Raw genomic sequence first — 20508 nt, forward strand, 5'->3', positions numbered from 1 at the left:
TCCGAGCCTCGCAGCCGGGCTCCACTGCCGATGGGCCGGCTCGGGGTGGGGACCGACGGATGTGGCTCGGCGCCGGGACGAGGCGTGCCGTGCAGGGTGCTGCCGGCTGGATCGTGGTCGGCCCGGAGACGGGGGCCGGTCGCGGATGACGACCTACACACGGCGCAGGACCGACGACCGCGACGAGGCCGAGCGGATCGTCACCCAGCTCTATCTCCCGCACCGGCTCGACCTCGCCGACGGCTCCGCCGGCCTCGCCATGGAGGTGGCCGGCATGCGTGTCGGAGCAGTGACGGTCGGCCGGCTCGCGTACGGGCGTCGGATACGGCTGCGCACCGCCGACGCCGAGAACTTCCACGCGAACATCACGCTTCGGGGCCGCGCGCGCTCGAGGAGCGGCACCGGCGAACCGGTCGCGACGGCTCCGGGCGAGGGACTCGTGTACTCGCCTGAAGCCCCGGCCGAGATCGCGTGGGCGGCGGGCTGTCAGCAGCTGTGCCTGATGATCCCGCGGGCCCTACTGGAGTCGCGGCTCGAGCAGCTGCTCGGCCGATCCCTGCGCGGCCCCCTGATCTTCGACTTCGCCGCCGACCTCCGCAGCCCCTTCGGACGCCGCTGGCGAACGGTCCTGGACCTCCTCAACGACGAGCTCGACCATCCCACGGTCGCGGTCGGGGATGCGCGTATGGCCGCGCACGTCGAAGGGTTCGTGCTCGACGGTCTCCTGCTCGGCCAGCCGCACAGCCACAGCGGTGCCGTCGACCGTGACCGCCCCACGCGGCTCGGCTCGGCGATCAAGCGCGCGCTAGAGCTGATGGAGGAGCGGCCGGCAGAGCCGTGGACGACGCTGCGTCTGGCTACGGAGGTCCACTTGAGCGCGCGAGCGCTGCAGGAGGGCTTCCGTCGTGACCTCGGCACGCCGCCGATGACCTATCTGCGGCAGATCCGTCTTCGCCGTGCGCGCGAGGCGCTCCTGGCAGCCGACCGCGATGCCACGACCGTCCGCGCGGTCGCCCGCGGGCTCGGCATCCTGCACCTGGGTCGCTTCGCCGCCGCCTACCGCGACGCGTTCCGTGAGGCTCCATCGGAGACGCTCCACCGTCCGGCCTAATCCGGCCGTCGTGCGAGCGCTGCCGGCGGCACCAGTCGTTCGTCGCCGCGACCGGCTCTGTCACGCCGCTGCCGGCGACGGCGCTGCGGGTGTCGACGCGCGACGACGTCGTGGTCGCGCCGCTCGCGGAGGGCTCAGGCCGGACGGTCTCGCTGCACCGGAACGGCGCCGAGCGCGTCCCCGCCATCCGCACGGTGCTCGACGCGATGCAGCGGGTCTGGGGCGAGCGCCCCCGCTGAGCGCTCGCCGAGCGCGATGCGCGCGAGCGCGGTCGCGTGCGCTGCGCACGAGTCGATGAGCGGCACGCCCGCGTCCGCGGCGCCCACGAGCAGCATGATCTCGGTGCAGGCGAGCACGATCGCGTCGGCGCCCTCGGCCTCGAGCGCGGCGAAGGCGTCACGGAACACGGCGCGCGACGCATCCGTCACCACGCCCTGCGTCAACTCGTCGAAGACGATGCGGTCGAGCTCGGCCTGCGCACCGGTGGGCGGCACGACGGTCGCGATGCCGTGCCGCGCGAGCCGGTCGGCGTAGAAGCGCTCCGACATCACCCAGCGCGTGCCGACGATGCCGAGGGTGCTCGCGCCGAGGCCGTGCGCGGTCTCGGCGACGGCGTCGGCGATGTGCACGAGGGGCACGCCGACGGCGGCCTCGACGTCGCCGGCGACGCGGTGCATGAGGTTCGTCGCGATCGCGATCGAGCCCGCGCCGGCGCGCTCGAGCGCGGCGGCCTCTCGGGCGAGCAGCGCGCCCGCGGCGGCCCAGTCGCCCCGCAGCTGGCAGTCGCGCACCTCGGCGAAGTCGAGGCTCGACAGCAGGATGCGTGCGGATGCGTGCCCGCCGCGGGCGGCCGCGACGTGCTCGTTGATGGCGCGGTAGTACTGCGCGGTCGAGTGCCAGCTCATGCCGCCGAGGATGCCCAGCACAGTGTCAGGGGAGGGGTGCATGGGTCGATCTCAGCGCACCCGGCTCCATACGTCCAGCCTGTGTTGAATGTCTCGCACAGAAGCTCCGACTATACCGAGGCGTGCGTCTCGTGGCCGACGCCCAGGCGGAGCCGCTGCTGCAGGCTCACGGCCAGCAGCGCCTGGGCCGCGGCGTACGCGGTGAGCACCACGATCGACGCGAGCGGCTCGGGGATCTCGATGACGAACAGGCTGAGGCCCAGCACGAGGTCGCCGATCATGAAGAGCAGGCCGCCGAGCAGCCCCGGCACGTCGATCGCGGCGAAGGCCGCGACCGCCACGAGCACGAGTGCGAAGACGAGCACGGGCACCGCGAGCGGGCCGGCGCCGATGGCGATGATGCCGCCGGAGATCAGGCCGACGATGGCATACGCGATCGCGCCCGGGCCCCATGCGAGCGACCGGCGGCGCGTCGGCCACAGTGCGACGAGGTAGGCGATGTGGCCGAGCAGGAACAGGCTCAGCAGCACGATGGTGAGGTCGGTGGCGGCGCCCAGCCCGTCGCCGAGGCCGCAGAGCGCCGCGGCCGCGACGTGCCAGCGGCCGACCGCGCGCCGCAGCGCGCCGATGGCGATGAGCGCGATCCAGATGGGCGGCAGCAGCGCCCACATGAGCACGAGGCGCAGCTGCTCGAGCAGCCCCGCGTCACCGACCTCGAGGGCGAGCAGCGTCGCCGCCAGGAGGTTGACGGCGAGGAGGCAGCCGGCGATCCAGAAGCCGAGCCGCAAGGGCCTCGGCAGGGGAGTCGTGGGCATGCGGCCATCGTTCCACGGGCACCGCGGTTCTCCGGGACCGGCGGCGGGCGCGCCGCGCCGGTCGAGCCGTGCCGGGCCGCTGTCGGCGGCGGGTGGGAGAGTGGCGCCGTGCACGACAACCCCTTCCGCCCGGGATTCGGCATCTCGCCGCCCATGCTCGCCGGCCGCGACGCGCTGCTCGACGAGTGGCGCGAGGTGCTGGGCCTCGGCGCGTGGTCGCCCTTCCGCGCCGCGCTCGTCACGGGCATGCGCGGCGTCGGCAAGACGGTGCTGCTGAACGCCCTCGAGGACGAGGCGCGCGCCCGCGACTGGAGCGTCGTGCACGGCACCCTCCACGTCGGCCTCATCGAGGTGCTCGAGCACGATCGGCTGCCCGCCCTGCTCGAGGAGCAGGACCCCGACGCGTTCTCGCGCGAGTGGACCGGACTCACGCTGCCCCAGCTCGGTGGCGCCACGACGCAGGTCGTGCCGCACTACCCGCGCGAGCCGCGGCTCGAGAGCATGCTCGAGCGGCTCGTCGAGCTCGCGGAGGCCCGCGGCGCCGGGCTGCTCCTCTCGCTCGACGAGGTCTCCGCGTCGTCGCTCGACGAGCTGCGGCGCATCGCCATCGCGGTGCAGCACCTGCAGCGCCAGGACCGCCGGGTCGCGATCGTCGCGGCCGGCGTGCCCGCGTCGATCGCCGCGGCGCTCGACGCCGACGGGCTCACGTTCTTCCGCCGTGCCCAGCAGGTGCGGCTCGACACGCTCACGCTCGCCGAGGCCCGCGCGGCGATCGCCATCCCGGTGCGGGAGCGCGGCCGCACGATCGGCGAGGCCGCGCTCGACATGGCGGCTCGCGCGAGCGAGGGCTATCCCTTCCTCGTGCAGTCGATCGGCGCCCGGGCGTGGGAGTACCAGCCGAGCGTCACCGAGATCGTGACGGATGCGGTGCAGCACGCCGTGCACGTCGCGCACGCCGCGATGGGCGAGAGCGTCATCGTCCCCGCGCTGCGCGGGCTCTCCGGCAGGGATCGCGACTACCTCATCGCGATGGCCGAGGACGACGGACCAGCGTCGACCGCTGACGTCGCCGAGCGGATGGGCGTCTCGATCGGCAACGCCGGGCGCCAGCGGTCGCGCCTGCTCGACGCGGGCATCATCGTCGCGCCGGAGCGCGGCAGGGTCGACTTCGCCATCCCACGGATGCGCGAGCACTTGCGCGCGCATCCGCACGACGCGCAGCTCGGGCTGCCGACCGCCGCCCGTGAGACGTTCCGCGAGCCCGATCCCGAGCCGCCGACGACAGCCCCGGCGGTCGGCTAGCATCTCCCTGTCAGGCGCCTCGGGTGCCGGGTCTCGAGAAATGGGGCCACGCGCAGCCGCGCGCGACACACATGGACCTTCATCGATCGAGGCTCCGTGCAGTGTCGCCGGGCCTCCCGTCTCCCTTGGAGCACCATGTCCGACGCCTCTGACTACACCGACGGCCTCACCGACGCCCCGGCCCGCAGCATCACCGTCTCGGCGGCGGTCGCCGCCGAGCTCGAGCAGCACGCGAGCGATGTCTTCGCCCTCATGGGCAACGGCAACGCCTGGTTCCTCGACGCGGTCGTGCGCCGCGGCGCGATGACGCTCACCGCGGTGCGGCACGAGGCGGCGACCGTCGCGGCGGCCGACGCGTACCACCGCGCGAGCGGCCGCCTGGGCGTCGCGTCGGTCACCTACGGCCCCGGTTTCACGAACGCCATCACGCCGCTCGCCGAGGCAGCGCTCGCGCGCATCCCGCTCGTGATGGTCGTCGGCGACCGGCCGACCGCAGGCGCGCGGCCCTTCGACATCGACCAGGCCGGCATCGCCACCGCGGTCGGCGCTCCCACGATCGTCGTCGGGCGTGCGGATGCGCGAGCCGCCGCCGGGCGAGCGGTCGAGACGGCGCTCGCCGCGCGAGGCCCGGTCGTGCTCGCGATCCCCTACGACATCGCGCACGCCGAGCTCGAGGAGGACGGCGAGCGCGCGACCGAGCACGCGCCCGTCGAGCCGTTCATCGCGCTGGACGCCGAGCAGCTCGCGGAGGTCGCGCAGCGACTGACCGAGGCGCGCCGGCCGCTGCTGCTCGCCGGCCGCGGCGCGCACCTCGCCGGTGCTGCCGAGGCGCTCCGCGCCCTCGGTGCCCGCCTCGGCGCGCGCACGGCCTCGAGCGCCCTCGGCAGCGGCATCTTCGCCGACGACCGGCGGCACCTCGGCATCTGCGGCGGCTTCGCCGCCGAGCGCGCCGCGGAGGCCATCGAGCACGCCGACGTCGTGCTCGTGGTGGGCGCGGGGCTCAACGCCTTCCAGACCCGCTTCGGCGACGCCTTCGACGACGACGCGCACGTCGTCCAGGTCGATGTGCTGGAAGCGCCGACGAACTCGCGGGTCGACGAGCTCGTGCGCGGCGACGCCCGGCTCGTCGCCGAGATGCTGCTCGCGCTGCTCGGTAGCGTTGAGGAGGCTCAGAGCGTCGAGACTCGCGGCGATGCGGGCTGGGCTGAGGCCGGATTCGCCGACGTCGCGGGCGTGCACCGCGACCGTCCGGCAGGGGACGAGCTCGCGGCGGACGGCCGGCTCGACCCGCGCAGCCTGTTCCACGCGCTCGAGTCGCTGCTGCCCGCGGACCGCGTGATCGTGCAGGACGGCGGGCACTTCATCGGCTGGGCGCCGACCCACCTCTCGGTCGCCGACCCCGAGCGGCTCCTCATGGTCGGCACGGCCTTCCAGACCATCGGGCTCGGGCTGCCGAGCGCCGTCGGCGCCGGCGCCGCGCGGCCGGAGTCGACCGTCGTGCTCGTCACCGGCGACGGCGGCGGGCTCATGGGGCTCGCCGACCTCGACTCGGTCGTGCGCACGGTGCGGCGCGGCATCGTGATCGTCTGCAACGACGCCGCCTACGGCGCCGAGGTGCACCAGTACGGGGTGCGCGGCGTCGCGGAGGAGCCGATGCTCATCGAGCAGGTCGACTTCGCTGCCCTGGGTCGCGCGCTCGGCGCGGAGGCCGCCGTGATCGAGCGGCTCGACGACCTCGCGCAGCTCGAGGGCTGGATCGCCACGGGCGCGGACGGGGTCTTCGTCGCCGACTGCCGCATCAGCCAGCAGGTCGTCGCGCCCTACATCGTCGAGGTCCGCGAGGCGGCGATGCGGGCGGCGACGCGCTGACCCTGCAGCGAGTGTCGGCTCCTGGAGGGAGTGTCGCGACACTCGAGCCGTGGGCCGACGCCCGACGCGCGCGGCCTCGAGCCGACAAGGCGGGAGTGTCGGCATCCGGCCGGAGTGTCGCGACCCTTGGGCCGACACCCGACACCCGACGCGCGGCGTCGGGCGGAGGGTCAGGCGGGCTCGTCGCCCAGCTCGAGCAGCCGGCGGAACAGCGCCAGCACCTCCTCCGGCAGCAGCGGCTCCGCGACGGTCACGTCGCAGCGCGTCTCGACCGTGACCCGCCACATCGGCGCGTCGGGCAGCGCCTGCCCGTCGAGCTCGGCGAGCGTGCCCGAGGCGAGGAGCGTGTCGAGGTGCTCGAGATCGTCGCCCGGGATGACCTCGAGCTCGAGCACCGCCGCGCGCGTGCGCCCCAGCATGCCGCCGGTGCGCGCCACCCGGACGGCGTCGTCGGCCGCCGCATCCGCCACCGGCTCATCGGTGACGCCGACGGCCGCCCACGCCTTCCGCACAGCGTGGGTCTCGGGCGCGTCGTCGCCGTAGCGGGCGACGGATGCGTCGACGGTCGCGGCCGCGAAGGTCGCGAAGTCGGCGGTGGCGGGGAGGCCGCCGGTGAGGGCGTCGATCCAGATGCGACCCGGCGCCTCCCACGCGCGCCCGCCGATCGCGGTCGCGACGAGGTGGAACGCCTTGTTGGGGATGCCGGAGTTGATGTGCACGCCGCCGAGGTCGTCGCTCGTGACGACGAAGTCGCGCATGTGCGCCGGCTGGGGGTCCTTGCCGAGCACCGGGTCGTCGTAGGCGGTGCCCGGCTCGGCCATCGAGCGCAGCGCGACGCCCGCCACCCGGTCGGTGAAGACGCCCGCGCCGATGAGCCAGTCGGCCTCGTCCGCCGACTGGCCGAGCGCATGCTGCTTCACGAGCGCACCCAGCACGTCGGCGATCGACTCGTTGAGCGCGCCTGACTGGTCGCGGTAGACGAGATCGGCCGTCGACGCGATGACGCCGTGGCCGAGCTCGTGGCCGATCACGTCGACGGCGCTCGTGAAGCCCGCGAAGACCTCGCCGTCGCCGTCGCCGAAGACCATCCGCTCGCCGTCCCAGAACGCGTTGTCGTAGCGCGTGCCGTAGTGCACGGTCGCGAGCAGCGGCATCCCGGTGCCGTCGAGGGAGTCGCGCCCGAACGCCTCGTGCAGCATGCTCCAGGCGAGGCCGAGCCCGTCGTAGGCCTCGTCGGTCGCGACGTCGCCCGTCGGCCCGTCGCCCTCCTCGCGCACGCTCGTGCCCGGCAGCGTGGTGGCGTGCTGCGCGTCGCTGACCGTGCGCTCCGGCCCCGCCTCGCCGGGCACGACGGAGGGGCGCTCGGCGCGCGCGTGCGGCTTGAGCGGCGCGGTGGCGCGCTCGGCGCGGATGCCGTGGTCGACGCCCAGGGTGCGCTCGGCGACCGAAGCGGCGGGCGACGGCGCCGCCGCGATGCGCTCCAGCAGGTAGGGCGGCACGATGCCGTGCCGCACGCGGGCGATGGACGTGATGGCGGCGTCGAGGCCGGGCGTGATGAGCGTGGCCCAGAGCCGGTAGCCGGCCGGCGAGGGGTGGAACCCGTCGGGGGCGTGGAGCTCGGGATGCAGGATCGCGGGCGTCGGCAGGTGGATCGTGCGCGGCTCGGTCGCGGCGATGCGCTGCAGCGCCTCGTCGAGGCTGCGGGCGTGACCGCCGAGCAGGGAGCGGATGGGCTGCGGCAGCCATTCGAAGGTGTCGATCTGCGGCGCTCCGGCGAGCCCGAGCACGCCGCCCTCCGCGAGGTGCGGCAGCAGCGCCTCCACCAGCCCGCGCATCGAGCGCTCGAACGCGCGTCGGCTGACGAGCTGCAGCGCGTCGTTCGCGCCGACGAGCAGCAGGATGGCGTCCCACGGCCCCTCTTGCGCGACGGTCTCGACGACGGGCAGGTGCCGCCCGAGCACCTCACCGGCGTTCGAGCCCTCCTGGCCCTCGATGCGCCACGCGACGGGCCGCTGCCGACGAGCCGCGAGCTGTGCGGCGACCTGCAGCACGAGCCCGTCGTCGAGCCGCTCGGCGCCGACGCCGGTCGCGGTCGAGTCGCCGATGGCGAGCAGCCGCAGCGGGGCGCCGTCGCCCTCGCCGACGACGCCGTGGCGGGAGCCCTGGGGCTCGGGCAGCCAGACGAGCGAGGTCTGCAGCCCCTTCGCCTGCCGCAGCAGCACGGGCGCGAGCGCGATCGCGGTCGGCCGAGCCAGGCGGTGCACGGTGCGCTCCGCGTGCCGGGCGATGTCGGCGAGCCCGCGGCCGATCCCTGCTGCGATGTCCATGCCGGCCTCCTCGAGCGCGTCGCCCCCGCGGTCGCCGCGAGGCGTCGCCGATCGTACCCGCGGGCGCTGACCGATCAGCGGCCGAGGCGCATCCGCACGCCGACGGCGTCGCCGACGCCCACGCCCTCTGCCCGTTGCACCGCGACCTTCAGGGGCAGCAGGTAGCCGCCGTCGCGCGGGAACAGCGACGTGGTGAAGGTCGTGCCGCCGATCGTCGCCTCCGCGGGGATGACGCCCCAGCCGTAGGTGAGCTCGCGGGCGCTCTCGTGGATGAGCTCCGACTCGTCCGGCGGGACCGGCACGAAGACGAACGGGGCCGGACCCCGCCACTCGATCGCGACGGCCGTGAACGCGAGCTCCATGCGCGCACGCTACCGCCCGCCGACCGGGACGGGGCGGGTGCGGCCCGTGCCGCCGGTAGCCTGGGAGCCATGCAGAAGAACGCGCTCGTCAGCATCGTCGCGGTCGTCGGGGCGCTCGTCCTCATCGTCGCCGTCGCCCTCGCGGTCGTGCGCCCGTGGGAATCGGCCGCGCCCGCCGCGCAGGGCGCGAGCGGCGCGGTCGCCGTGGTCGACGAGTCGACGCACGTGCTGGACGACGCGGGCGAGGGCGCTCCGGTGGTGGTGGAGTTCTTCGACTACGAATGCCCGTCGTGCGGCCAGTTCCACCCGATCGTGGAGGACCTGCGCGACCGCTACGAGGGTCAGGTGACGTTCGCGGTGCGGTACTTCCCGCTGCCGGGCCACCCGAACGCGGTGCCTGCCGCCCTCGCTGCCGAGGCGGCAGCGCAGCAGGGCGAGCTCGAGGCCATGCACGCGACGCTCTTCGAGCGCCAGCAGGAGTGGGCGGGCACCGAGGACGCCGCTGCGGCCTTCCGCGGCTACGCGGAGGAGCTCGGGCTCGACCTCGCCGCCTACGACGCGGCGGTCGCCGACCCGGCGACGCTCGAGCGGGTCCAGCTCGACGCCGACGCGGCGGTCGCGCTCGGCGTGCAGTCGACGCCGACGTTCTTCGTCGATGGCGAGCAGGTCGAGCTGCAGCGGTACGACGACGTGGAGACGGCGATCCAGGCGGCGCTCGCCGGTTGACGGGGAGCGGCGGTCGCCGATCCGGCTGCCGAGTCTCCCGCAGCGCGCCGCGGCGCCCGCACCGATCTGCGGGTGCGGGCGGCGTACACCCGCAGGTCGGTACCGGGAGTCACGACCCTGCCGACCCTCCGGTACGGGTCTGCGGGTGCGCGCCCCGTCGACCCGCAGGTCGGTACCGGAAGCCGCGACTCCAAGGAGCGCGCTAGGCCTCCGGCGTGACGATGAGCGAGAGCCCGTGCACGTGCTCGCCCGCGACGGTGCGCACGACGGCGTCCGGGTAGCGCGCGTACTTGCGCCGGTAGGCGTCGTCGACGAGCGCCTGGTCGAAGTGGTCGCCGGGCTGGAACCGCACATCCCGCTCGACGCCGGCGGCGCTGATCCGCCCGGCGCCGCGTGCGAGCGCACGCCGGTACCAGCCGCTCTCGGCGCCGTACGCGGAACGGACCACCACGACCCCGTGGAGCGCCACGCTCCAGATGGTGACCGGCGTGCTGAGGCTGCCGTCCCGGCGTCGCGACGAGATGCGCAGCTCGTCGGCGGCCGCGATCGCCGTGAGGTCGACCGGATCCCACTGCGCGCTCATGCGGCCATGATGGCCGCGCGCGGGGCCGGGCGACAGGGGGCATCGCGCTGTGGATGCGCCGGTGCGAGGATGTCGGCGTGCGACGGCGGACGATGAGCGGAGCCTGGTTCGTGCGCCGCGCCGGGCCCGCCGGGGCGCTCCTGGCGCTCGTCGGCCTGACCGGCTGCGGGGGAGCGCCTCAGGCGACGGTCGCCTCGGTGGAACCCGAGGTGGTGCAGCTCGAGGTGGTCCAGCTGCGCGGCGACGTCGCGGGCGGCTTCATCGAGCTGCGCGTGACCAATCCGGGCGCGCACGAGCTGGTCGTCGAGCGGGCGACGTACGAGTCGAGCGTGTGGAGCGCCCCGATGGAGCGCGTGGACGAGGCGCGCATCCCGTCGGGCGCTCGCCGCAACCTGCGATTGCAGCTGCCCGAGCCGACGTGCGCCAGCGGACCGGTGGAGCACCGTGCCACCCTCGAGCTCGAGGACGGCACGGTGCTCGAAGGAGTGCCCGAGGACCCGTTCGGGCACGTCAGGACCGCCGATGACCTGATCTGCGACCTGCGCGCCTTCGAGCGCGACGTCGCCGCGGTCTCCTGGCTCGAGCCGGACATCCCGCCCGACGGCGTAGGCCCCGCCGTGCTGCGGCTCGAGGTGTCGCCGCGACCCGGAGCGGCGGCCCCGCTCGGCAGCATCGACGCGGTGCTCGCGACCGTGCTGCTGGCGCCGGCGGATGCGGCCGGGCAGCGACTCGAGGCGCTGCCGGTCGCGATCGGCGTCATCGCTGGCGCCGCGCCGACGGTCGTGGACGTGCCGCTCGTGCCGGCGCGGTGCGACCTGCACGCGGTCGCCGAGGACAAGCAGGGCACGATCCTCACGATCCGCGCGACGGCCGGCGACGAGCCGGTCGACCTGCGGCTCCCCGTGCCCGACGACCAGCGCAACGCGCTGCTCGCGTGGGTGGTCGCGAGCTGCGCACGCTGAGCCGCGGAGCGGTCAGGATCGTGCGGTCGGCCGCACCGTGAGCGTCTGCATCGCGTGCCCGACGTGGCCGCGCTCGTCGTGGAGCGCGGCGCCGGTGATGCCCTGGCCCGTCGGGCCGAACGCGACGGTGGTGTCCATCCCGACCCAGTCGCCTTCGGGCTGCCGCAGCAGGTGCACCGTGAGGTCGAGGTTGGGGAACATCCACGCGTCGGGCGTCGCCCGCACGGCGACGCCGTTGACGACGTCGACGAGGCCGAGCCATCGGGCGAGCGGGCTGACCGCCTCGCCCTCGACGAGCGGGTGCCGGCTCGAGATCCAGCTCGTGCTGCGACCGGGCGCGGCCTCGCCCGACTGCCGCAGCTCGAGCGAGCGCACGAACCCGCCGCCCCACGCGGGGTCGAAGGCCGCCGGTCGCGCCGTCGACGGGGACGGGAGCGGATCGGCGGCACCGCCGGCGACCGCGGCCGTGTCGCCGGCCACGCTGTGCCAGGCGCGAGCCACGGCGACGTCCCGGCCGGCGATGGATGCGGTCGCCTCCGTCAGCTCGATCGTGCGGCCCGGGCGGCGGGTCGCGACGCGCACCGCGATCTCGTCGAGCGCGAGGAAGCCGAGGATGTCGAACGCGATGCGGCTGAGCAGCAGCGGAGCGCCGCCCGCGGCCGCCCGATGCGACTCGATGGCGTGCGTCAGCAGCCCGCCGAGCGGCGCGAAGTGCAGCTCGCCCGGCTGCCAGGCGCCGCCCGCGTGCTCGCTCGGGAGGTAGCGGTCGCCGCCGAGGGCGGTGAGGTAGGCGTCGGTCACGTGCCCTCCGGTGGGTGCAGCAGCAGGTCGGCGAGGTCGTCGAGGTAGCGCTCGAGCTGCACCGGCGCATCCGAGCCCCAGCGCACCCACGCCTGCCCGTCGCGCACGACGAGCGGCCCGGGTCCGTCCACGAGCGAGTCGTCGAGCGCGATCCGCTCGACGCCGTGGTTCACCGTCTCGCCCATCGGGAATCCGCCCTGGATGGCCGCAGCGCGCCAGGCGCGGCGCTGCTCGACGGATGCGGAGTGGTGCTGCGGGCGACCGGGCTCGGTCACGCGGGTCGAGACGCCCGTGCGCCACACCGAGCCGTCCGCGGTGAGCAGCAGCGCACCCATCCGCCACGCCCGGCCGAGCCTGCGCATGGTGGGTCGCCTCGGGATGCCGAGCAGCGGCCGCGGCACGACGTGCTCGGCGAGCGCCTCGTCCCGGGCTCCGGCGGCCGCGAGCCGCGCCGCGACCGCGAGCAGCACGGCTCGCGCGCGCTCGACCGCCGCGGCGTCTTCTGGAGACACCGCCTCCTCGGGATCCACTGCCACGGTCGCATGCTACGGGCCGGCACTTGTGCAGATGGGGATCGCGGCGTCGCCGTCGCTGGGTCTAGCGTGCTTCCTGCGACGCTGGAGCGCGTCGCGCGGAGGCGACCATGGCACGACCGACCCGTCCGCACGAGGAGCACCTCGCGAGCGAGCTGGAGAACGACAGGGAGCATCTCGGCGACGAGCTGATGGCGGTCCAGGACTACGCCGACGAGCAGTCCGGGTACCACAAGACGCTCAAGCCCAGACAGATCCAGATGATCGCGATCGGCGGCGCGATCGGCACTGGCCTGTTCATGGGCGCCGGCAGCCGGCTCGCCAACTCCGGGCCGTCGCTCGTGCTCGTCTACCTGCTGTGCGGCGTGTTCGCGTTCCTGATCCTGCGCGCCCTCGGCGAGCTCGTGCTGCACCGGCCGTCGTCGGGCTCGTTCGTCTCGTACGCGCGCGAGTTCTTCGGCGAGAAGATGGCGTTCGCGGCCGGCTGGATGTACTTCCTCAACTGGGCGTTCACCTCGATCGTCGACGTGACTGCCGCCGCGCTCTACTTCCGCACCTTCGGCGACCTGTTCCAGATCGAGTGGATGCAGCAGACGCCGCAGTGGGTGTCGGCGCTCGTCGCGCTCGTCGTCGTGCTCGCCCTCAACCTCGTCTCGGTGCGCGTGTTCGGCGAGATGGAGTTCTGGTTCGCGATCATCAAGGTCGCGGCGCTCGTCGCGTTCCTCATCATCGGTGTCGCGTTCCTGCTGTTCAACGGCACGACCGTCGACGGCCCCACGGGCTTCAGCGTCATCGCCGAGAACGGCGGCTGGTTCCCGAACGGCGTGGTGGCGCCGGTGCTGGCGATCGCGGGCGTCGTGTTCGCGTACGCCGCCATCGAGCTCGTCGGCACCGCCGCGGGCGAGACGGCCGAGCCCGCCAAGGTGATGCCGCGCGCGGTGAACACCGTCATCATCCGCATCGCGGTGTTCTACGTCGGCTCCATCCTGCTGCTCTCGCTGCTGCTGCCCTTCACCTCGTACGAGGAGGGCGTGAGCCCGTTCGTCACCTTCTTCGCGAGCATCGGCAGCCCGGCGGCCGGTGCGACGAGCGCCGCGATCATGAACTTCGTCGTGCTGACCGCCGCGCTGTCGAGCCTCAACGCCGGTCTCTACTCGACCGGCCGCATCCTGCGGTCGATGGCCGTCAACGGCTCTGCGCCCGCGTTCACGGGGCGGATGTCGTCCCACGGCGTCCCGTACGGCGGGATCATGCTCACCGGCGTGCTCACGCTGCTGGGGGTGGGCCTGAACGCGCTGTTCCCGTCGCAGGCCTTCGAGATCGTGCTCGAGGTCTCTGCGCTGGGCATCATCGGCGGCTGGGCGACGATCATGCTCTGCCACATGCGCTTCGTGCGCCTCGCGAGGGAGGGCAGGCTCGAGCGGCCGGCCTTCCGGCTGTGGGGCGCGCCCTTCACCGGCTACCTGACGCTCGCGTTCCTGCTGTTCGTGCTCGTGACGATGGGCTTCTCGGAGACCGGCCGCTGGGTGCTGCTGTCGCTCGTCGTGCTGATCCCGCTGCTCATCGCCGGCTGGTTCGCCGCGCGCCCGACGATCATGGCGGCGGCCTCGCAGCGCGAGGGCATCACGGGCATCGCCCCGGTGCTGGCGCCCCGCCCGCGCGTGCCCGGCGAGCGGCGAGCGCGGCGGAACGGCCGCGGCGACCCGCGACCGTGAGCGGTGACCGCGAGCTCGACCTCGCGCTCTTCGGCGCGACCGGCTTCGTCGGCCGGCTCGTCGCAGAGCACCTCGCGCGAGCCGCGCCCGACGGGCTCCGCATCGGCCTCGCCGGGCGCTCCGAGGAGCGCCTCCGCGCGGTGCGCAGCGAGCTCGGACCAGCCGCCGCGGACTGGCCGACCGTCGTCGCGGACAGCGGCGACACGGCCAGCCTGCGCTCGCTCGTGGAGCGCTCCCGCGTCGTGGTCAGCACCGTCGGGCCGTACCAGCGGCACGGACTGCCGCTCGCGACGGCGTGCGCGGAGGCCGGCACCGACTACGCCGATCTCACCGCCGAGGTGCTGTTCGTGCGGGAGCTCGTGGAGCGGGTGCACGAGCCGGCACGCGCGAGCGGCGCGAGGATCGTCGTCTCATGCGGCTTCGACTCCGTCCCCTCCGACCTCGCCGTGCACCTGCTGCACCGGCGGGCCATGGCCGACGGCGCCGGCTCGCTGACCGACACGACGCTGCGGGTGCGGCGGCTCGCCGGCGGGTTGAGCGGCGGCACGATCGAGACGATGCGGCTGCAGCTCGACCGCGCGCGGCACGACCCGTCGCTGCGGCGCATCCTCGCCGATCCGGCCTCGCTGAGCGGTCGTGCCGGCGAGGCCGCGCCCGGCCAGCGGGACGTCTCGCGCCCGTTCCTCGACGCCGAGACCGGCGAGTGGGATGCGCCCTTCGTGATGGCGGGCTACAACGCGAGGCTCGTGCGCCGCTCCGACGCGCTGCTGCGCGCCGCCGACGGCACGGGCTACGGGCCGCGGTTCCGCTATCGCGAGGTCGTGCCGACCGGGCATGGGATAGGCGGGCGGATGCGCGCGGCCGGGATCGCGGCGGCCATGGCCGCGCTCGTGGCCGCGATGGCGACACCGGGCGTGCGTCTGGTGCTCGACCGGCTGCTGCCATCGCCGGGCGACGGGCCGTCCGAGGAGCGTCGGCGCTCCGGCTCGTTCACGATGGAGACCACGACGCGCACCGCCGACGGCCGGCGCTACCGCGCTGAGGTGAAGGCGCAGGGAGACCCCGGCTACGCCGCGACCTCGGTGATGCTCGGCGAGGCGGGGCTCGCGCTCGCCGTGGAGGGCGGCCGCTGCAGCCAGGTGGGCGGCGTGCTGACCGCGGCGGTCGCGATGGGCGACGTGCTGGTGGAGCGGCTGCGTCGCGCGGGCTTCGCGCTCGACGTGGGCCCCGCCTGAGCGGCGCCTACAGCGGCACGACCCCCGAGTCGCCGAGGTCGGGCTCTCCGTCCGAGACGAGCCCCCTCACGAGGTTGACGGCGGTCGCGACCTTGCCGGGGGAGTCCCAGTACTCCGCCGTCGACGCCGTCACCTCGAGCAGGCCGTTGTCGGCGTCGTCAGGGCCGCCGGACATGAACACTCCGGCCGACGCATCCCACAGCTCCTTGAGCTTCGCGCGGTCGTCGACGTAGCGCGCGGTGCCCGAGAGCGACACCCAGCCGCTCTTGCCCGCGTAGTGCACGTTCACGCGCGGGTCTGCCTCGATCGCGGCGACCTTGGAGGTGCTGCGCTCGGTGATGAACCAGACGGTGCCCGGCTCCGTGAAGTCCTGCGTCCCCATCGGCGTCGACACGAGCCCGCCGTCGATCGAGAGGTAGGCGAGCGACGCGATGCGCGTGGAGCGCATGATGTCGGCGATGGTCTTCAGCTGCTCGTCGTATGCGGTCATGCAGGAGAACCTGCCACCGCCGGCTGTGCGAACGCCGAGCGGCGTCCGGCCCGCGGGCGGCACGGAGGACGTATCGTGCTGGCATGGTGACCTTCGAGGACCGCGTGCCGACCGTCGAGGAGCAGCGCGCGGTCGCGGAGGCGGTCGGCTGGCTCGACCACTTCGACTGGGAGACGATCGGCGGCTCGCTCGATCGCTCGCTGCACGGGGTCGTCGCCCTGCAGGACGGCGCGCCCGTCGGCGTCGGCAGGCTCGTCGGCGACGGCGTGCGCTACTGCTACGTGCAGGACGTGATGGTCGACCCGGCGGCATCCGACCAGGGCATCGCGACCACGATCGTGGAGCGGCTGCTCGACTGGGTGCGCGCCGCCGCGCCCGCCGAGGCGGTCGTCGGGCTCTTCGCGAGCCCCGAGGCCGTCTCGGTGTACGAGAGCATCGGGTTCCGCGCGGCCGACGGCGACCCGCAGGGGATGACGCTGACCGTGCGCGGCTGACGAGCGAGCGTCACTCCCTCGCGGCCACGAGCGCCTCGCTGCGCTCCCAGAGCAGGTCGACGAGCGCGTCGTCATGCACGAGCGGATTCGTCTGCGCGGCCGTCGCGGGATACCGCTCGGTGTAGAAGGTGCCGGGCTGCCATGTCGTGCCGGGCGATCCGTCGGCGAACCACGTGAGGTTCGTGCCGCCCTGCTCGGCGCTGATGAGCACGAGCCGCGCGAGCGGCGTGCGGTAGACGAGCCGCAGGATGCTCGTGCTCTCGCGGGCGAAGCTCGTCCGTACGTTGCCCGGATCGAACGCGACCGCGCGGATGCCGTCGCGGCCGTAGCGCGACTGCAGGCCGCGTGCGTGCAGGATGTTCGCGAGCTTCGCGTTGCCGTACGCGCGGCTGGGGCTGTACGAGCGGTCACCGCCGAGGTCGTCGATGTCGAAGCGGGCGAGCCGGCGCGCCGCCGAACTGGCCGTGCTGACCACGATGCCCTCGCCGGCGAGCAGTCGCGGGAGCAGCAGCTGCGTCAGCAGGAACGGCGCGAGATGGTTGACCTGCAGCGTCGCCTCGTTGCCGTCCACCGTCACGGTGCGCCGCCCGAGGAGCGCGCCGGCATTGTTCGCGAGCACGTCGATCCGGTCCGTCGCCGCGGAGACCTCGCGCGCGAGCCTCCGCACGTCGTCGAGCCTCGCGAAGTCGGCGACGAAGTGGGCAGCGCCGATCTCGCGCGCGACCGCCGCCGTCCTGTCGGGGGAGCGTCCGACGAGCAGCAGGCGATGCCCGCGTGCGGCGAGCTGCCGCGCCGCGGCGGCGCCGATGCCGTCGGAGGCGCCGGTGAGCAGGATCGTGCGAGAGGGCATGTGGCTCCGGGTCGTCGGCGCGCGCTCGCGCGATGGATCGACTGTAGGCGCTGCAGCCGTCGGGCACTGGCGCCGCGACGCGCCGCGCTGCATCATCGAGCGCATGATCGCCGCCGTCGAGGTGCATCCGGCCACGCCGGACCGCTTCGGCGATGTCGCCGCGATCCTCGCGCCGAGCGACCCCGCCGCGCCGGCGTGCTGGTGCCTCAGCTACCGCGTGCCGAACGCCGAGCTCCGCGACCTGCCGTCCGCGGAGCGGCCCGCGCGCCTCCGCCGCTTCGCCGAGGAGGGCACCCCGCCGGGCGTCGTCGGCTACGTCGACGGCGAGCCGGCGGGCTGGTGCTCGGTGAGCCCCCGCAGCAGCCACCACCGGCTCACGCACTCGCGGACGATCCCGGCCGTCGACGACACGGGTGCGTGGAGCATCGTCTGCATCGTCATCCGTCCCGCGTTCCGCAGGCAGGGCCTCGCGACGCACCTGCTGGAGGGCGCGATCGTGTTCGCCCAGGACCGGGGTGCGCCCGTGCTGGAGGCGTACCCGATCGCGACCGGCGCGGATCGCGTGAGCTCGGCGTTCGCCTACGTCGGCACGACGCGCCTGTTCGAGTCGGTCGGCTTCGAGCGCGTCGTCCTGACCTCCTCGAAGTCGGGCGGCCGGCCGCGGTGGCTGATGCGTCGCTCGCTCGCCGCCTGACCCGTCGCACGCTGCGAGCGGCGCCGTCCCCCTACGCTGACGGGGGAGGGTCGATGGAGCGCATGGACTTCGAGCAGTTCTGGCGGGAGCGGAGGCTCTGCACGCTCGCCTCGCTGCGCCCGGACGGCACGATCCACCAGGTGCCGGTGGGCGCCACCTTCGACGCGGCGTCGCAGCTGGTGCGGGTCATCACCTCGGACTCGAGCTACAAGGCACGCAACCTGCGGGCGCACCCCGGCAGCCGAGTGTCGGTCTCGCAGGTCGAGGGGCGTTGGTGGTGCACGGTCGAGGGACGCGCGACCGTGAGCGACCACCCGGAGCGCGTCGCCGAGGCGGTGCGCCGATACGCGGAGCGCTACCGGCAGCCGCGGCCGAACCCCGAGCGGGTCGTCATCGAGATCGCGGTCGAGCGGCTGCTGGGCAACGTCCGACCTGGCTGACGGTGGGTCGCCGCCGGTGCGCTCGCAGCCGTCCCGTCACTCCTCGATCGCGCCGCCGATGCTCCGCAGGTGCTGGCGGAACGTGATGCCGCGCTCGTCGCGGGCGGCCAGGTACTCGGCGAACCGGGTCTGGGACCGGAGGCTGATGCCCTCGCGCATCGCGGCGGCCTGGCGTCGCTCGGTGTCGCGGATGCCCGTCGCCGCCTCGGCGATCCGGCTCGCGTCCGAGCGCGGCAGGAAGATCGCGCCATCGTCGTCGGCGAGCACGACGTCGTCGGCGGTCACCGTGTGGTCGCCGCAGCGCGCTGCCATCAGCGCGTCGGCCGGCTGGCGCTCGACGGCGGCCGGGCCGGTCGGCGAGGCTCCGAGGCTCAGCACCGGCAGGCTGATCTCGCGCAGCTCGACGGTGTCGCGGTGGAGCCCCCAGATCACGATGCCCGCGAGTCCCGCGCGAGCCGCCTCGAGCGCCACGAGGTCACCGACGCACGCCTCGTCGATGCGTCCCGCATTGTCGACGACGAGCACGTCACCGGGCGCCGCATGCTCGAGCGCCTCGAGGAACACGTCGACGCTGCCGCTGTGACGGGCCGGCAGCGCGCGCCCCGCGAAGCGCGTGCCGGCGACGAGCGGGCTGAGCGAGCTGGGACCGCATCGCACCGGCAGCCCGAGCCGCATGCACGCATCCGCGACGTGCGCCGTGGTCAGGTCGCGGAACGCGGCGAGCGGGTCGGAGGTCATCGTGGCTCCATCTCTGCGGGCGCGCGGCTGGAGGCGCCGACGTCGATCATGGCGGATGCCGTCGCGCGTGTCACGGTGCCCGAGCGGCACGGCTCGCGTCCTCCCGGGTCGCTGCATCGGCTTCGCGCTCGGCGTGGCGCGGCGGGACGGCCTCCGTGGCGCGGGTTACGGTGAGGTCATGTCACATCTCGCCGTCGTGCCCGCGTGAGGCGCCAGCGACGACGACGCGCGCGCCGGTTCAGTGTCGGAGAGCTCGCCTTCCGCGTCACGACGGACACGCGGACGCCCGTGCCGGGAGGGCCGGCGGTCGTGCTCGTGCACGGGATCGGCATGTCGAGCCGCTACCTCGCGAAGCTGCACGACGCCCTGCTGCCCGACGCCGCCGTCTTCTCGGTCGACCTGCCCGGCTTCGCCGGGCTGCCGAAGCCGCGGGGCGACGTCGACGTCGAGACCATGGCGGCGGCACTCGCGGAGGTCGTCGCGTCGCTCGATGCCGGACCCGTCGTGCTGGTCGGCCACTCGATGGGCACGCAGTGGGCGGTGGAGCTCGGCGTGCAGCGGCCCGACCTCGTGTCGCACGTCGTGATCATCGGACCCGTGACGGATGTCGCCCACCGCTCGGCCGGCGCGCAGCTGCGAGCACTCTCGGTCGACACGCTCCTGGAGACGCCGGGCACGAACTGGATCGTCGCCACCGACTACGTGCGCTGCGGTGTGCCCTGGTACCTCGCGCAGCTGCGGCCGATGCTGGCGTATCCGCTCGAGGAGCGGGTCGCGCTGCTGACCGTGCCGCTGCTGATCATCCGCGGTGAGCGGGACCCCATCGCCGGTCCCGAGTGGTGCAGGCTCCTGCGCGATCGCGCTCCGGTGGCCTCGCTCGTCCACATCCCCGGCCGCCCGCACAACGCGCAGAGGTCCGCGCCCCGCGCGGTCGCAGCGGCGATCCTCGCCCACGCCTGAGCTCGCAGGCGGGCACGATCGCCGGACTCGGCACGGGATCCGGCACCCGGCGCGGTCTGGCACGATCGATCCCGTGACCGATCCCTCGCAGCCCGCGGCTCCGCCCGACCTCGCAGCCGCGGCCGCCATGTGGCGCGCGTACGCCGCAGCGCACCCGGAGGCCGTCACCGCATCCCCGGAGCACACCGTCGAGCACTTCGGCGACTCCGTGCGCCTCGCCGACGCGCTCCTCGAGATCGTGCTGAGCGGGCGCAAGCGGGCGACGGCCGAGCTGGTCGCCGACTTCCTCGAGCGCGGCGACCCGGTGCCGAGGATCGGGTCGCACTGGATCGCCTGCGATGGCCGCGGCGTGCCGCGCATCGTCATCCGGAGCGTGGAGCTGCGCGTCGGTCCGTTCGGCAGCGCCGACGAGGCCTTCGCCGCCGCAGAGGGCGAGGACGACGGCTCGCTCGAGAGCTGGCGGCGCGAGCACCGTCGCTACTGGCAGCGCACCGCGGCCGCCCGCGGCGCCGAGTGGTCGGAGGACGACGAGATCGTGTTCGAGCGCTTCGCGGTCGTCTGGCCCCCGGAGCACGCCGACGCACGCCGGTAGGCGC

At 74.3% G+C, this 20508-nt stretch carries 22 protein-coding genes; 12 read left to right on the forward strand and 10 right to left on the reverse strand.

What is annotated here, in order from left to right; translation table 11 throughout:
- The first annotated feature begins 145 nt into the window (after window positions 1-145).
- Entirely contained in the window at window positions 146-1111 is a 966-nt protein-coding gene (locus tag ACLQ21_RS01700) for a helix-turn-helix domain-containing protein (RefSeq protein ID WP_425660824.1), read from the forward strand.
- 134 nt (window positions 1112-1245) lie between these two features.
- Here the strand turns inward: ACLQ21_RS01700 and ACLQ21_RS01705 are convergent, their stop codons facing one another.
- Together ACLQ21_RS01705 and ACLQ21_RS01710 are read right to left on the reverse strand one after the other, a co-directional pair.
- A complete protein-coding gene (locus tag ACLQ21_RS01705; protein ID WP_425660826.1) occupies window positions 1246-2058 on the reverse strand; it encodes an aspartate/glutamate racemase family protein in 813 nt (270 codons plus the stop codon).
- Window positions 2059-2126: 68 nt separating this feature from the next.
- Window positions 2127-2831: a lysoplasmalogenase family protein gene (locus ACLQ21_RS01710; protein WP_425660828.1), complete on the reverse strand. Its 705-nt coding sequence runs from the start codon at window positions 2829-2831 to the stop codon at window positions 2127-2129.
- Between the two features lie 108 nt (window positions 2832-2939).
- Between ACLQ21_RS01710 and ACLQ21_RS01715 the strand changes: the two genes are divergently transcribed.
- Together ACLQ21_RS01715 and ACLQ21_RS01720 are read left to right on the forward strand one after the other, a co-directional pair.
- A complete protein-coding gene (locus ACLQ21_RS01715) occupies window positions 2940-4133 on the forward strand; it encodes an AAA family ATPase (protein ID WP_425660830.1) in 1194 nt (397 codons plus the stop codon).
- Window positions 4134-4268: 135 nt separating this feature from the next.
- The gene (locus tag ACLQ21_RS01720; RefSeq protein ID WP_425660832.1) at window positions 4269-6002 is read left to right on the forward strand and encodes a thiamine pyrophosphate-binding protein; all 1734 of its coding nucleotides are present in this window, start codon (window positions 4269-4271) and stop codon (window positions 6000-6002) included.
- 170 nt (window positions 6003-6172) lie between these two features.
- Here ACLQ21_RS01720 and ACLQ21_RS01725 read toward each other — a convergent pair whose 3' ends face one another.
- Together ACLQ21_RS01725 and ACLQ21_RS01730 are read right to left on the reverse strand one after the other, a co-directional pair.
- Complete coding sequence (locus tag ACLQ21_RS01725; protein ID WP_425660834.1) at window positions 6173-8329, reverse strand: protealysin inhibitor emfourin; 2157 nt, start codon at window positions 8327-8329, stop codon at window positions 6173-6175.
- A 74-nt stretch (window positions 8330-8403) separates the two neighbouring features.
- The gene (locus tag ACLQ21_RS01730; protein ID WP_425660836.1) at window positions 8404-8691 is read right to left on the reverse strand and encodes a DUF1905 domain-containing protein; all 288 of its coding nucleotides are present in this window, start codon (window positions 8689-8691) and stop codon (window positions 8404-8406) included.
- A gap of 69 nt (window positions 8692-8760) precedes the next feature.
- Between ACLQ21_RS01730 and ACLQ21_RS01735 the strand changes: the two genes are divergently transcribed.
- On the forward strand, window positions 8761-9417 hold the full coding sequence (locus ACLQ21_RS01735) for a DsbA family protein (protein WP_425660838.1): 657 nt from the start codon (window positions 8761-8763) through the stop codon (window positions 9415-9417).
- A 202-nt stretch (window positions 9418-9619) separates the two neighbouring features.
- On the opposite strand, the gene ACLQ21_RS01740 is transcribed toward ACLQ21_RS01735, so the two are convergent.
- A complete protein-coding gene (locus tag ACLQ21_RS01740; protein WP_425660840.1) occupies window positions 9620-10000 on the reverse strand; it encodes a DUF2255 family protein in 381 nt (126 codons plus the stop codon).
- 77 nt (window positions 10001-10077) lie between these two features.
- Here ACLQ21_RS01740 and ACLQ21_RS01745 point away from each other — a divergent pair, with 77 nt between their 5' ends.
- On the forward strand, window positions 10078-10962 hold the full coding sequence (locus ACLQ21_RS01745; protein ID WP_425660841.1) for a hypothetical protein: 885 nt from the start codon (window positions 10078-10080) through the stop codon (window positions 10960-10962).
- Window positions 10963-10974: 12 nt separating this feature from the next.
- Here ACLQ21_RS01745 and ACLQ21_RS01750 read toward each other — a convergent pair whose 3' ends face one another.
- Window positions 10975-11763 carry a thioesterase family protein gene (locus ACLQ21_RS01750; RefSeq protein WP_425660843.1) on the reverse strand — a complete coding sequence of 263 codons (789 nt, stop codon included), beginning with the start codon at window positions 11761-11763 and terminating at the stop codon, window positions 10975-10977.
- Window positions 11760-12299 carry a hypothetical protein gene (locus ACLQ21_RS01755; protein WP_425660845.1) on the reverse strand — a complete coding sequence of 180 codons (540 nt, stop codon included), beginning with the start codon at window positions 12297-12299 and terminating at the stop codon, window positions 11760-11762. The genes ACLQ21_RS01750 and ACLQ21_RS01755 overlap by 4 nt, the downstream gene beginning before the upstream one ends.
- Window positions 12300-12406: 107 nt before the next feature.
- Here ACLQ21_RS01755 and ACLQ21_RS01760 point away from each other — a divergent pair, with 107 nt between their 5' ends.
- Both ACLQ21_RS01760 and ACLQ21_RS01765 read left to right on the forward strand, forming a co-directional pair.
- Window positions 12407-14011 (forward strand): amino acid permease, encoded by a 1605-nt coding sequence (locus tag ACLQ21_RS01760; RefSeq protein ID WP_425660847.1) that lies wholly within the window; start codon window positions 12407-12409, stop codon window positions 14009-14011.
- Window positions 14008-15246, forward strand: coding sequence for a saccharopine dehydrogenase family protein (locus tag ACLQ21_RS01765; RefSeq protein ID WP_425660849.1), 1239 nt, complete (start codon window positions 14008-14010; stop codon window positions 15244-15246). Before ACLQ21_RS01760 ends, ACLQ21_RS01765 begins: the two co-directional genes overlap by 4 nt.
- Window positions 15247-15253: 7 nt before the next feature.
- On the opposite strand, the gene ACLQ21_RS01770 is transcribed toward ACLQ21_RS01765, so the two are convergent.
- Window positions 15254-15736 carry a pyridoxamine 5'-phosphate oxidase family protein gene (locus tag ACLQ21_RS01770; RefSeq protein ID WP_425660851.1) on the reverse strand — a complete coding sequence of 161 codons (483 nt, stop codon included), beginning with the start codon at window positions 15734-15736 and terminating at the stop codon, window positions 15254-15256.
- Window positions 15737-15819: 83 nt separating this feature from the next.
- Here ACLQ21_RS01770 and ACLQ21_RS01775 point away from each other — a divergent pair, with 83 nt between their 5' ends.
- Entirely contained in the window at window positions 15820-16230 is a 411-nt protein-coding gene (locus ACLQ21_RS01775) for a GNAT family N-acetyltransferase (RefSeq protein WP_425660853.1), read from the forward strand.
- A gap of 10 nt (window positions 16231-16240) precedes the next feature.
- Here the strand turns inward: ACLQ21_RS01775 and ACLQ21_RS01780 are convergent, their stop codons facing one another.
- On the reverse strand, window positions 16241-17080 hold the full coding sequence (locus ACLQ21_RS01780) for an SDR family NAD(P)-dependent oxidoreductase (RefSeq protein ID WP_425660855.1): 840 nt from the start codon (window positions 17078-17080) through the stop codon (window positions 16241-16243).
- Between ACLQ21_RS01780 and ACLQ21_RS01785 the strand changes: the two genes are divergently transcribed.
- Both ACLQ21_RS01785 and ACLQ21_RS01790 read left to right on the forward strand, forming a co-directional pair.
- On the forward strand, window positions 17055-17774 hold the full coding sequence (locus ACLQ21_RS01785) for a GNAT family N-acetyltransferase (RefSeq protein ID WP_425660857.1): 720 nt from the start codon (window positions 17055-17057) through the stop codon (window positions 17772-17774). The genes ACLQ21_RS01780 and ACLQ21_RS01785 overlap by 26 nt on opposite strands.
- Window positions 17775-17827: 53 nt before the next feature.
- A complete protein-coding gene (locus tag ACLQ21_RS01790; protein ID WP_425660859.1) occupies window positions 17828-18214 on the forward strand; it encodes a pyridoxamine 5'-phosphate oxidase family protein in 387 nt (128 codons plus the stop codon).
- 36 nt (window positions 18215-18250) lie between these two features.
- On the opposite strand, the gene ACLQ21_RS01795 is transcribed toward ACLQ21_RS01790, so the two are convergent.
- A complete protein-coding gene (locus tag ACLQ21_RS01795; RefSeq protein WP_425660861.1) occupies window positions 18251-18952 on the reverse strand; it encodes an RraA family protein in 702 nt (233 codons plus the stop codon).
- Window positions 18953-19240: 288 nt separating this feature from the next.
- On the opposite strand from ACLQ21_RS01795, the gene ACLQ21_RS01800 reads away from it, so the two are divergent.
- Together ACLQ21_RS01800 and ACLQ21_RS01805 are read left to right on the forward strand one after the other, a co-directional pair.
- The gene (locus tag ACLQ21_RS01800) at window positions 19241-19912 is read left to right on the forward strand and encodes an alpha/beta fold hydrolase (RefSeq protein WP_425660863.1); all 672 of its coding nucleotides are present in this window, start codon (window positions 19241-19243) and stop codon (window positions 19910-19912) included.
- A gap of 127 nt (window positions 19913-20039) precedes the next feature.
- Window positions 20040-20504, forward strand: coding sequence for an ASCH domain-containing protein (locus ACLQ21_RS01805; RefSeq protein ID WP_425661399.1), 465 nt, complete (start codon window positions 20040-20042; stop codon window positions 20502-20504).
- Window positions 20505-20508 lie beyond the last annotated feature (4 nt).

This window comes from Agrococcus sp. DT81.2, from assembly GCF_049844935.1.
Lineage (GTDB): Bacteria > Actinomycetota > Actinomycetes > Actinomycetales > Microbacteriaceae > Agrococcus.